This is a genomic window from Pseudomonas sp. TWP3-2 (genome assembly GCF_049897765.1).
GTDB lineage: Bacteria > Pseudomonadota > Gammaproteobacteria > Pseudomonadales > Pseudomonadaceae > Aquipseudomonas.
Genome location: NZ_JAFCWW010000036.1, coordinates 14,947 through 27,825 on the forward strand (window position 1 = coordinate 14,947; position 12,879 = coordinate 27,825).

At 60.1% G+C, this 12,879-nt stretch carries 7 protein-coding genes; 1 reads left to right on the plus strand and 6 read right to left on the minus strand.

Going from position 1 to position 12,879, the window contains the following annotated elements; all coding sequences use genetic code 11:
* Nucleotides 1-20: 20 nt before the first annotated feature.
* Nucleotides 21-968: a LysR family transcriptional regulator gene (locus tag ACP7EE_RS27170; protein ID WP_426238060.1), complete on the plus strand. Its 948-nt coding sequence runs from the start codon at nucleotides 21-23 to the stop codon at nucleotides 966-968.
* Here the strand turns inward: ACP7EE_RS27170 and ACP7EE_RS27175 are convergent.
* From ACP7EE_RS27175 to recC, 6 genes are all read right to left on the minus strand, one after another.
* The gene (locus ACP7EE_RS27175; RefSeq protein ID WP_426202736.1) at nucleotides 965-1,423 is read right to left on the minus strand and encodes an OmpA family protein; all 459 of its coding nucleotides are present in this window, start codon (nucleotides 1,421-1,423) and stop codon (nucleotides 965-967) included. The two genes, ACP7EE_RS27170 and ACP7EE_RS27175, sit on opposite strands and share 4 nt — an antisense overlap.
* A 41-nt stretch (nucleotides 1,424-1,464) precedes the next feature.
* Complete coding sequence (locus tag ACP7EE_RS27180) at nucleotides 1,465-2,733, minus strand: diguanylate cyclase domain-containing protein (protein WP_426238062.1); 1,269 nt, start codon at nucleotides 2,731-2,733, stop codon at nucleotides 1,465-1,467.
* Nucleotides 2,730-3,305, minus strand: coding sequence for a YfiR family protein (locus ACP7EE_RS27185; RefSeq protein ID WP_420651122.1), 576 nt, complete (start codon nucleotides 3,303-3,305; stop codon nucleotides 2,730-2,732). Before ACP7EE_RS27185 ends, ACP7EE_RS27180 begins: the two co-directional genes overlap by 4 nt.
* Nucleotides 3,306-3,424: 119 nt before the next feature.
* Nucleotides 3,425-5,530, minus strand: a complete 2,106-nt coding sequence (gene recD, locus ACP7EE_RS27190; protein ID WP_426238064.1) for an exodeoxyribonuclease V subunit alpha — start codon at nucleotides 5,528-5,530, stop codon at nucleotides 3,425-3,427.
* Nucleotides 5,527-9,216, minus strand: a complete 3,690-nt coding sequence (gene recB / locus ACP7EE_RS27195; protein ID WP_426238066.1) for an exodeoxyribonuclease V subunit beta — start codon at nucleotides 9,214-9,216, stop codon at nucleotides 5,527-5,529. Before recB ends, recD begins: the two co-directional genes overlap by 4 nt.
* Nucleotides 9,213-12,659 carry an exodeoxyribonuclease V subunit gamma gene (gene recC, locus ACP7EE_RS27200; protein WP_426238068.1) on the minus strand — a complete coding sequence of 1,149 codons (3,447 nt, stop codon included), beginning with the start codon at nucleotides 12,657-12,659 and terminating at the stop codon, nucleotides 9,213-9,215. The genes recB and recC overlap by 4 nt, the downstream gene beginning before the upstream one ends.
* Between the last annotated feature and the right edge of the window lie 220 nt (nucleotides 12,660-12,879).

Sequence of the window (12,879 nt, forward strand, 5' to 3'; positions counted from 1 at the left end):
CACATATAAGCCCGTCCATCATGCAAAAAAACATCACGTCTTTAGGTTCGCTGAACTGGGATGACCTCAAGTTTTTCCTCGAAGTCGCCCGCACCCGCAAGGCCAGCACCGCGGCCAAACGCCTGGCGGTGGACTACACAACCGTGTCGCGGCGCATCAGCTCGCTGGAAGCGGCGCTCGGCACCTTGCTGTTCGAGAAGTCGCGCACCAGCGGCTTCGTGCTGACCGCCGAAGGCCAGCGCTTGCTCGGTTATGCCGAGTCGATCGAGAGCACGCTGCACATGGCCTGTGAGCAGGTGTCCGGCTCAGGCGTCGCGCTGTCAGGGCATGTGCGCATGGGCTGCACCGAAGGCTTCGGCAGTTTCTTTATCACGCCGCAACTGAGCCATTTCGTCGATGCTTACCCGGCGATCTCGGTGGATATCCTGCCGTTGCCGCACTTCATCAGCCTGTCCAAACGCGAGGCCGATATCGTCATCGCTCTGGAACGGCCGGAACACGGGCCGTATGTATGCTGCAAACTCTGCGACTACCGTTTGCAGCTGTACGCGACTCAGGACTATCTGGACCAACACCCGCCGATCCGCCGTCCCGCCGACTTGAGCGAGCATCAATTCATCAGTTATGTGGACGATCTGGCGTTCAGCTCGGAGCTGCTGTATCTGGGGAACGTGCTGCCCGGCGCCAGCGCGAACTTGCGCAGCACCAGCGTGATCGCGCAATTCGTAGCGGCGCAGCAAGGGCGTTCGCTGGCGATTCTGCCGTGCTTCCTCGCCGCACAGGATCCGCGCCTGCTGCCGGTGCTGCCGGAGGAAATCGACATCACCCGGCAGTTCTGGATGTACTGCCGGGAAGATCTGCGCAAGTTGAAGCGGATCACCCTGTTGTGGGATTACATCCGCGAGGTGACTGAGCGGAATCAGGGTCTGCTGATGGGGCAGACTCGCGAGATGTTGTTCGCCGATTAGTCGGCGCTGACCACGATCGAGACGCGGCGGTTTTCGGTGCGGCCGGCGGCGGTGTCGTTGGACGCCACCGGTTCGCGACTGCCCAACCCCTGCAACTGAATGTTCTCTTGCTTCATGCCGACGCTGCTCAACACGTTGGCCACGCTTTTGGCCCGGCGCAGCGACAGTTGCTGGTTGTAGGTTTCCTTGCCAGAGGCGTCGGTATGCCCGTCGACCCGCACGCGCTCGATGCCAATCCCCAAGAGTGCCTTGCCGATCCTTTCGACAATCTCGGTACTCTGCTGGTTAAGGCTTTCGACATCACTGCCAAACAGCACTTTGCCCGACAGACCAAACTCCCAGCCCTCGTCGGTCGGGGCGAAGCCTTGTTGTTTGAGCACGGCAATCTGCGCCGGGGTCAGGCCTTTTTGCGGCGCGGTCTGGCAACCGGTCAGGGCCAGCACAGCCATTAGCATCACAGAGAAAAACAAACGCGAAGAAAGTGAGAACACGAAGATCAGCTCCTGGTTTGAACGGGTTCGACCGGGTGCTCCGCCCCGGCAGTGAATTGGGCGCCACGCGACAGGCGCTTGGCTTGGTACATGGCCGCGTCGGCGGCATTCAGCAAGGCGCCGGGCGTGGAGCCATGATCGGGATAAACCGCGATGCCGATACTGAGCGAGGTCACCACACTGCTGTCGCCCGGCAACGCGATGGGCATATCCATGCTCGCGAGAATCTTGTCAGCGATGCGCTCGGCGTCTGCGGTCTTGTGCAACGGCGTCAGCAGCACGGCGAACTCGTCGCCGCCCAGACGCGCCACCAGATCTTCTTCGCGCAACTGCGCGCGTATCCGATTGGCCACCGCGACCAGCACCGCATCGCCGGCAGCGTGGCCGAAGTTATCGTTGATACCTTTGAAACGGTCGCTGTCGAGAAACAACACCGCCACCCGCTCGTTGTTTTTGTGCGCGCTGCGCAGGGCGCGCATGAGTCGGCCTTCGAAAAACCCGCGGTTCGGCAATCCGGTCAGGCTGTCGTGGCTGGCCTGATGGGCGAGAGTTTCGTTCTCGGTCTGCAGATGCGATTGCCAGGATTCGAGTTCGTCGAGCAAGGCATTGAAGTCGTTACCGAGATTGTCGAGCTCGGCAATTTTGGCGGGCGGCACACGACGATCCAGTACGCGTTCACTGCGAGCGGCGTGGGCTACGCTGGCGAGGCTGTGCAGTGGGCCGATGATCCCGCGCAATTGACGACGCGCCAGATACAACGCGACCCAGGCGCTGATCGCGGTACACAGAATGATCCCGGCCAGACCACTCAGCAGAAAGCGCATCAGACTGCCGCCGTGACCGGTGAGCAAGACGCGGCCGATCTCACGATCCTGATGCACGATTGGCAGGCTCACGGGTTTTTCCAGGATGACGCGGGCGACCTGCATCTCCAATTCAGTAATGAAACCGTTCTCCGGCCGCTGCCAACTGGCGATCAATTCACCGTTGCTGTCGAGGACCTGCGCGTGGGCGACTTCTTCGGTCCCGGCGATCAAGCCCAGCGCTTCGGACGCGGCGGTTTTGTCGTCGAACACCACCGCCGCTTCGACCGTGTAGCTGATCGAACGGGCAATAAGGTGCAGGTTGTGATCGGCATAAACCCGCAACGCCAACACGCCGAGCAGTGTCAGCGAAACGCTCGCCATCGCCACCGCTATCAAGGCAACAATCAAATGCCCGCGACCGATCACCGAGCCGAGGCTCGGCAGTTCTGTGGAGTTATGCTTTTTCATGGCGCCGCCGGCTTGCGGCGGGACAACTGCAGCACGCTTGGATGAATGCGCACGCCACTGCGGGCAACGGAGTCGAGGTTGACCTCGAACGACACTTGCTCATCTCCGACGCGCAGGCAGAACAGGCTGCCGACCGTGCATTGATCGTCGCTTTCGCTGATGCTCAATATCGGATGGCCAATCAGAGAAGCGAACAGCCGGCTGCGTTCATCCGCCGTGAGTTTGCCGATGTACACCGCGTTGCATTCACTGACGATGGCTGGATTGTCGGCGAGCAAACGGCGCACGGTAACCGGACGGCCCGTGGCTTGGGTCGTGCCCTTTACCAGATCATCGGTGTATTCGGTGGGACCGACGATGCACAGGTGCAACTGCGCCGGCTCGACCGGCCAGCGCGCATAACTGAGGATCCCAAGCACGACCTGAGTAACCGACTTGGCTCGTTGCTCAGCCATGCCCGGCGGCGTTTGCGCTTGCGCGATGGCCATACCTGCCAGCATCAGGAGCAGACTGCCAAGCACCAGCTGCTTGCAGCCATATACGCGCTCTGTCGCCCAGATGGCCACCTTCATGCAGAGATACTCTTGGATCGTTACGGAATGATGCCGCAACGATAGCACAGCGTTGGAACACCAGCGACACAGCGCCCTCTGACCGGTTGGTCAGTTATCGCCATCCAACGCTGCAATGTTCATAAGTGAGTATCAGCGCCCTGCTCCAGCTCAAGCATCAACCCGCTCAGGCGTTTGACCTTGCGTTGTACGGCCTCTTCAAACACGCCGGCACGCGGTTCGATCAGGGTGAACCAGTGCTTGGCGCGGGTGATTCCGGTGTAGATCAGTTCTTTGGTCAGCACTGGATTCAGCGCATCGGGCAGGATCAACGCGGTATGCGCGAATTCGGAGCCCTGGGATTTGTGTACGGTCATCGCGTACACGGTTTCAACGTCGTTGAGCCGGCTCGGCAATACGAAGCGCACCCCGCCGCGACCATCATTGCGCGGGAATGCCACGCGCAGCACTGGTTTACCGGCGTCCGGCCCTTCGCGCTCGGGCAGCTTGAGCGCGATGCCGATATCGCCGTTCATCAGACCCAGACCGTAGTCGTTGCGGGTCATCAAAACGGGCCGACCTTCGTACCATTGCTGATCGCTGTCGATCAGTCGAGCCTTGAGCAGTGCGTCGGTGATGCGCTGGTTCAGGCCCTCGACACCCCATGGGCCTTTGCGCACGGCACAGAGTAACTGGAAGGTGTCGAATGCCTGCAAAACATCCCGCGCCCATTCGATCCATTGCGGGTCTTCAAGTGGTGTGGCGGTTGATGGACGTTGCTGGCGCAGGACGCCCAGGTAATGCCGGTAGCCTTGCGGGCCTGCGCCGTGTCCATCGAGAACGAGGCGTTCAAGGGCCTGATCGCGCTCGCCCTTGAGCGACAACGAGAACACATCATCGTAGCCGCCGGCGCTCAAAAGCTGCCGAGCCTCGTCCGGCAATTGCCGATTCACCCGGCGCGCAAGTTGCCCAATGCCACTGCCCTCGCCGAAGCGCCGCGAGTGTCGCAGCATCACCACTTGCTGGGCGAGCGGGTGCGATCCGTCGGTGTCTTCGTGCAACTCGCTGGCGGCCAGGGACTCACCGCTTACTGACTCCAGCCACTGGCGCGTCTGCGGACTGTAGTAACCAGCCTCGGCGTCGCGGCACAGATCGCCCAACACCGCGCCGGCCTCCACAGAGGCCAGTTGATCCTTGTCACCGAGCAATACCAGGCGAGCGTGCGGCGGCAGGGCATCGAGCAGGTTAGCCATCATTTCCAGGTCGATCATCGAGGCTTCATCGACCACCAGCACGTCCAGCGGCAGACGATTACCGGCGTGGTGGCGGAAATGCCGCGTGCCGGGACGGCTGCCGAGCAGGCGGTGCACGGTCGTCACGTCCGAAGGGATCTTCTCGCGAACCGTTTCGGCGATGTCCAGTGACTGCACTTGCTGGCTGATAGATTCGGTCAGGCGCGCCGCCGCTTTACCAGTAGGCGCTGCCAGACGGATGCGCAGTGGCTTGCCGGCCTGAACGGCTGGCGACTGCAGCAAAGCCAGCAGGCGCACCACCGTGGTGGTTTTACCGGTCCCCGGGCCACCGGTGACGATGCTGAAGGCACCTCGGGTCGCCAGCGCGCAGGCAAGTTTTTGCCAGTCGATCACGTCTGTCTGTTGCGCCGAGCCGAACAGTTCGTTAAGTCGCTGCGACAGGTCTTGCGGTGTTGGTTCTTGCTGCGCGAGGCGTTGACGCAACGCATTGTCTATGCGTCGCTCGTAGGCCCAGTAGCGCCGCAGGTACAAGCGTTTGCCCGACAGCACCAGCGGACGTTGCGAGGCTGAATCACTGACATCGGCCGCCTGCGCTACCAGCGAACTCTCGGCCAATACCTTGCACCAATGCGCGCCATCAAGCGTCACGAGCAACTGCGATGGTAATAAAACCCCAGCTTGTTGATCACCTTCCGGCGGCAGCGACAGAGCGAAATCCGGAGCTTCAAGGGTTTCGAACAGATCGAGGCAGACGTGGCCATGGCCGAGCTGGTGACTGGTCAACGCGGCGGCGAGCAGCACCAGCGGGTCAACTTCGGGTGCCAGCTCGTGCAGAAACCCGACGAACGCCTTGTCCAGCGAGCGTAACCAGCCGCGCTCGACCCAATGGCCGAGCAACAGCAGCAGATCATCGGCGCGGGTGAGGGGCGTCAGGTTGGCCAGCGCGTCTGCGTCTAGTGGGGCCGATAGTCCGTCGGCGAATGTCCGGCTCATAGCAAGATTCCTTGTTCCCATGCAGGCTCGGCCTTGGGTTCAGCTTTGCCCTGGAACATGCGGTCCAGTCGCTCGATCAGCTCTCGCGGTGGGCGGGCAAAATACACGCCTTGGCTAGTGGCCCGGATTCCGCGCAAGAACAGGTACAGCGCACCGCCGATGTGCCGGTCGTAGTCGTACTCGGGAAGTCGTGCTTTGAGCTGACGGTGCAGGGCCAGGAGGTACAGCACGTATTGCAGGTCATAGCGATTATCGAGGATCGACTGCTCCATAGCCTGTTCGGTGTAGGCGCTGTCATCGGCACCCAGCCAGTTGGATTTGTAATCCGCCACGTAATAGCGACCTTCGTGTTCGAAGGTCAGGTCGATGAAGCCTTTGAACATGCCATTGAGTTGCACTGGCTCGGCGGCGACTCGGGCGACGCCGTTGTGAGTGTGTTGGCGCACCAGTTCGTCGAGTTTGAGCACATCGACTTTGTGGCTGGCGAACCAGAACTCCATCTCGACGCGATACTGTTTGAGCTGTTCGAGCGTCACCGGCGGCTGACCAATCCCTACGGGTAGCGGCGTCTTTAGCAAGTGTTGCAGCCAGTCGCTGAGGGTGGTGATCCAGCCTTGCCAGCCGCGCAGATTGCAGCGTCGCGCAATCGCATCTTCCAGCGCCTTGCGCGACACGGCGAAACCTTCATCGCCCGCCCATTCCAGCAAACCATGCAGAAACGTTCCGGGATTCGGGCCACGCGGAAACCGGTGGATATCGGCGCCGCCGGTGATGATTTCGCGCGGAGCATCCGGGTCGAGACGCTCGTCGTCGAAGAGTTTTTGCGCTTGCGGACTGTCCGGCGCCTCATCACTGCCAACGCTCAATACATCGCTGATACGCAATGCACTGTAGGAGGCGATCCACCAGTTTTCGCTGGCCTTGCGTTTGGGCACCAAGGTCGCACTGAGTGTCGCTTCGTTGCGTGGCGGCAGATAAAACTCGCTGGTCGCCAAGGGCATCTCACTGACCTTTAGCGCAGGAGCGTTTTCCTGCAAGTCCTCCAGCCAGCGGTTGAGTGCACTGGACTCACGCAATATCGCTCCGCCGCCCAACAGATAGCCAAGTGCCGAAAGATGCAGCACCGAACTGTTGTTATTGCCGCGTTTGAGATCCGTCACGCCGAGCCAGCAAGCGTGTTGCGCGCGGGTCAGAGCGACGTAGAGCAAGCGCAGATCTTCTGCGAGGCGTTCATCGTCGGCCAGCGCAATCAGTTCAGCGGTAGGCTTGAGACTGACCTGCGCCTTGCCGGATGCGTCGTGGTAATGCAGCGGCAAGCGACTGCCGTCCACTGGTTTCGCCGAGCAAATGAACGGCAGAAAAACCAGCGGATATTCCAGGCCTTTGGATTTGTGGATGGTCACAACCTTGACCAGTTGCTCGTCGCTTTCCAGGCGCAGGATCTGTTCTTCGCCCGCCTGACCCGATAGTGCCAGATGCTCAGCCAGATGGCGGATCAGGGCCTGCTCGCCATCGAGTTCAGCCGCCGCTTGCTGGAGCAATTCCGAGAGGTGCAGCAGATTGGTCAGCACCCGCTCGCCGTCGGTGCGCGTGATGAGAATCTGCGGCAGGTGAAAATCGTGCAGCAGGCGCCGCAACATCGGCAGCACGCCTTGCTTGCGCCACAGATCGCGATAGCCGCGGAACTGCATGACCCTAGCTTCCCACACCAACTCGTCCTGATTCAGCCGCTCCAGTTCAGCCAATGGCAGATTCAGGGTCAGGCAGGCCAGCGCCGCTTTCAACGCGCGCTCGACATCCGGCTCCGCGCACGCCTTGAGCCAGCTCAGCAGGTCGTGGGCTTCCTGAGCGGCGAAGACTGAATCCTTGTCCGACAGATAGACGCTACGTACGCCGCGAGCCGCAAGTTCACCGCGCACTGCTTGAGCTTCTTTACCGTCGCGCACCAGAATTGCAATGTCCGCCGGGCGCAGGCCGCGCAGCTCTTTGCCCTCTTGCGCAAACCCTGCATCACCAGTTTGTCCGCCATTGAGCAGCGTGGTGATTTCACTGGCGCAAGCGGCGGCCAATTGTTGGCGATACACCACACCGGAGATTGGTTGCTCGGTGGAGAGCTGCCAGATATTCAAGGCTGGAACGTCTTGTCCGCCGATCTGCAATCGCTCCTTACGCCCCTGAGATTGCACCGGCTGAAACGGTACCGGGTTGACGCCGCTTGGCTCTCGAAACAAAAACGCGCCGCGCCCTTCGTTACGGGACTCAGCGCGCTCGAAGACATGATTGACCGCGTCAACCATGCCGTGGCTTGAACGGAAGTTGGTACCCAGAGTGTGCAATCGGCCGGTGGTGGCTTGTCGGGCGCGCAGGTAGGTGTAGATGTCCGCACCACGGAAAGCGTAGATCGCCTGCTTTGGATCACCGATCAGAAACAGCCCGGTTTCAGGGTTGTTGTCTTCGATGCGATAAATGCTCTCGAAGATCCGGTACTGCACCGGGTCGGTGTCCTGGAATTCATCGATCAAGGCGACCGGAAACTGTTCGCGGATCAACGTAGCCAGACGCTCGCCGCCTTCCGATTGCAGGGCTGCATCCAGACGCAGCAACATATCGTCGAAGCCCATTTCGGCGCGGCGACGCTTCTCTTCTTCGAAACGTGCACCGACCCATTTGGCGGCGTGTTGCAACACGGCGGCATCGGGAGTAGGCAGAGCATCAAGACTCGACTTGAGGCCCGGCATTGCATCCAGCCCTGGATGGCTTGGTGGATCAGTTTTCCAGGCTTCGGCCATGCCATCTGGGGTCAGCCGGGTGAAGCCGGTGCCGATGTCGAGTTGTTCGAGGCTCTCGTCTTCGGCCCACATCTTGAGCTTTTCGAACCAGGGTTCGAAGTAGCGCGCCTGCATCTTGCGCCCATCAACTGCTTTGCTTGCGATGCCTTGGTGGCAGATCGCGAGCAATTCGTCTGCCCACTCGCGCCAAGGCATCTTCAGTTCGATCAACGCGTTGCGCCGTTCTTGCAGACACTCGGCAATCAGCTCGGCCGGGGCTTTGTCATCGTCACTTTCACGCTCGATGCCAAACAGGCCACGAACACGAGGTAACAGAGCTGCCGGGCCACCCCAATTGCCGCGAACCCAATTCAGCACATCGCCCTGCATTGGATAGCAGAACAGCCGCCAGTAATCGCGCAGCACTTCGCCGAGCAGATCGCTGTGATCGGTTTCCAGGGTCTGGGTGAACAGACTGCCGCTGTCGAACGCGTGCTCGCGCAGCATGCGCTGGCACCAACTATGGATCGTCGAGACCGCGGCTTCGTCCATCCATTGCGCTGCGATGTCCAGACGGTTCGCGCAACCGGGCCATTGCCAGGGCTCATATTCTTCGCGCAAATCAGCAATCAGCGCATCGGGCGCAGGTGTTTCGTCACGGAAGAAACGGGCCGCTTCAGACAGACGGGTGCGAATCCGTTCGCGCAGCTCTTTGGTCGCGGCATCAGTGAAGGTCACCACGAGAATTTGCGGCGGCAGCAGCTCACGACCAAAACCGCTCGACTCGTCACCGTGGCCGAGGATCAGGCGCAGGTAGAGTGCGGAGATGGTGAACGTCTTGCCGGTGCCGGCACTGGCTTCGATCAGTTGGCTGCCGCGCAGAGGGAACGCCAGTGCGAGGGGCTTTTGCTTACTCATGAACCCTCTCCGTTCAATGAACGCCACGGGGCTGCGAGTAATGGTCGATACAAGGCGTCGCACCAGTCGGGAAAAGTCTCGTCCGCCAATAGCGCGTCGTAGTCGGCGAATTGGCGGGTCAGGGCTGGGCTTTCACGTCGCTCGCCTTCGCTGGTCTGGCCGTCACCTTCGTAGGTTTTACGGGCGGCGGCTTCGGCTTTTAGCGGGTCGCTCTGACTTAGCCAGGCGAACGCGGTTTTCACCGCGATCGGCAGTGGCTGGCGCATTCCGGTTTGCCAGGCGAGCAGGACGTTTTCCAGGATGCTCAGGGCCTTGTCCTCAGCCATGGGTTCAAGCAACAACGTCTCATCGCTGGCCACCAATGCAGTGCTCAAGGAAAGCCCGCTCGCGCCTGCCACCAGATGATTGACCCAGGGTTTGATCAGTCGATGCCACTTGCGATTTTTGATCGAGCCGATGCTGTTGGGGATTGTCGTCACCGACAGCACACCGCCATCGGCGCGCAGGTGCAAACCACCCAGCCATCCTTCCAGGCGCAACCCTCGGAGTTCGAGACTGACCGGTATTGCGCTGGTCATCGGAGTCGGCCAAAGCGTCAGCAGCTGTTGATAACGCTGCAGCAAATCCGGCAGCGGCTCGATCAACTCCCGTTGCAGACTTGCGCCGAAACCGGCCATCGGCAGCAGGCCACTGTTTTGCAAGCGCAGTGCTTGAGCTGCCAGGGCTTGATCAATGTTATCCGGCTGGCGTAGAGCGGCTTCGAGCAAACTGTCGCTAAGGGAGTAGCGTTGTAGCGCATCCAGAACGAAGGGTTCTTCGTCTGCCAGAGGAGCTTGCGCGGCTTCGAAGTAAACTTTCAATCTTTGTGTGAAGAAGTGCCGAACCGGGTTGCGCAGGAAATCCTGAAGCAGCGCGAGACTCAGTGGTTCCTCTTGAATATGGGGCTCGAGCATCGTCGCCGCGTTGGCCGGCATGTGATGTTGATGCAACACCTGCCACTCACTGGCGTAGCTGAACAGTTCGTCGCCTTCATGAAAATAGCGTGCACTGAATGGCTGGAGTGGGTGCTCTTCAGTCATGCCGTGCAGCAGATCCTGGCTTTCATCGCTCAATCGCCAGCCATTGGCGAGGTGATCTCGTAGTTGTCCAATCAGCACGGAGGCGGGACGCTCACTGTTGTCGCGAATGCTGCGCCCGACCCAACTGATGTAGAGCTGATGACGAGCGGAAAGGAGCGCTTCGAGCAGCAGATAGCGGTCGTCTTCCCGACGGGAACGGTCGCCGGGGCGGTAGTCACTGCCCATCAGGTCGAAGTCCAGCGGCGGTTGTGCCCGAGGATAGTCGCCGTCATTCATGCCCAACAGACAAACAAGCTTGAACGGAATGGCGCGCATCGGCATCAGGGTGCAGAAGTTCACTGCACCGGCGAGGAAGCGCTGGGACAAGCGCCCCTGATCCAGCCCGGCCAGCCAGGCTTCACGGACTACCGTCAGCGGCAGTTCGTCGAGTAAGCGGACTGACTCGCAGGTCTCTAGCCATGTTTCACGCAGCTCCTCGAGTTGAGTCAGCAGGTAGTCGTCGTGCTCGTTGCTGGCTTTGAAAAACAGCTGCGTGAGCGCCTGCAAGCGGCCCCCCCATTCCTGAGGTTTGGCTGGTTGTGAGAGTTGCTGATGGGAAAGCTCCAGCGCATCAAGCAAGGCAACCAGCGGGCCGATCAAAGCTGCGTCAAGACCACCGATTTCATCGTAGGGTTCTATGCCGGCACAGGCTGAAGAATTGCCTACGGCATAACCGAGCAGCATTCGCCGCAGACCGAAACGCCAGCTGTTCTGCTCCAGTTCTTGAGGTAGTCCCAGCCCGGCTCTTTGCTCGGCATCCATGCCCCAACGTACGCCTGCGCCCTCGATCCAGCGATGCAGCGTTGGTAAATCACGTTCTTCCATACCAAACCGGGCGCGCAATGCGGGGACATCGAGCAGGTCGAGGATTTCGCTGACCGGGAAACGGCTGTCCGGGAGCTTGAGCAGGTGCTCGACCGCGATCAGTAAAGGATCACGGCCGCGCTGGCCCTGGTCGGCCAATGTGAACGGGATGAAGCGCGGATCGTAGCGATCCAGTTGACCGAACACGGCACGGATATGCGGGGCGTAGCTGTCGATGTCCGGCACCATCACGATCACATCGCGCGGGCGTAATTCACGGTTGGCACTGAAACGAGCTAGCAACTGATCATGCAGAATTTCCACTTCACGCTGAGCGCTGTGAGCGACGTGAAAGCGGATTGATTGGTCTTGCGTCAGATCGACCGCAGGCCAATGCTCGCGGGTTTCACTGAGTGGGCGCAGTTCGAGAATATCGTTCTGTAGCTGGTTGAGCATATTCAGCGGATCAGTGTCGCTGAACAGGTCGATACGGCCGTCGCGAAATGCACTGCGATAGCCATCAGGATCGTCGTAGCTGTCGAGCAGATTGATGTAGTCGCGGCCCTGTTTTCCCCATGCGGCAAGCACTGGGTGCGCGTGCTGATGCAACAGTTCCGGATCCAGAACGACGGGCATGCCGCTCTTGCGCGCCTGACGCTTGTATTGGTGCCGAAGCAGATCTTTGTCAGCGACGATATCGGCCCAGTGATAACGGCAGGGGTTGTGTACACACAAGAGGACTTGGCTGAAACGTGCCAGCCCGGCCAATGCTTCCAGTACTTGCGCGGGGAGTGAGGATATTCCGAACACTATCACCCGGGACGGCAAGCCTGGTGGCGCTTCTTCAAGGGTAGTGATGCGTTCGATAAAGCGCTGGTGCACGCCGGCTCGGCTTTGCGCCATACCTTTCTCACCCACGTCCTGCAGCAGTGCGCGCCACAGTTCTGCTTGCCAGCAACTGGTGGGGGGCAGCGGCTTCACTTCGCCTCTGACACTTCGTAACTGATGACGTCCTTCGGCCCAATCTTCCAGCCAGTCGGCACGGTATACCTGATATTGGTCGAAGAGATCCGCCAGACGTTCGGACAACTGATAGCGCTTGCGCATATCGGTATCGCGCGTAAGGAAGCGCTGGAGTGGTTCGAAATGCGGTTGATCGATAACTTGCGGCAATAGACGCATCAGGCGCCAAGTCAGAGGGGCTTTATCGAGTAAGGATTTGGCGGGGATTTCATCTCGTCCCAGCACCATTCGGTAAAGCTGCCACATGAAGCTGCCCGGCAATTGCACATCGATGGCGGCCGCGATGCCGCAACCACCCGAATCATCGTCTTCAGGATCTTCGGCCAAGGCCAGCTTCAGCCACTGGGCGATACCGTTACTTTGCACCAGCGCAATTTCATTCTCCAAGGGAGCCAGTGGATAGCGCCGCATTATGCTGACCACCAGGCTGCGCAGTTCGTCCAGGCTGTTGCTCTGAACCACCATGAATGCAGCGTTGAGGGACTTGGCGTCCGGCATGAAGGCTTCCTTGGAAAAGTACAAAAGCTAGGTCAGAACCTTAGCATTGTCGGCCGTTGGCGGCAGCCTGATCGCGTCCGAGAATGCTGTACGAACTTTCCTGCGGGCAAAACAAAACCCCAACTGCTTTCGCAATTGGGGTTTCGGAATTTAATCTTGACGATGACCTACTCTCACATGGGGAAACCCCACACTACCATCGGCGATGCATCGTTTCACT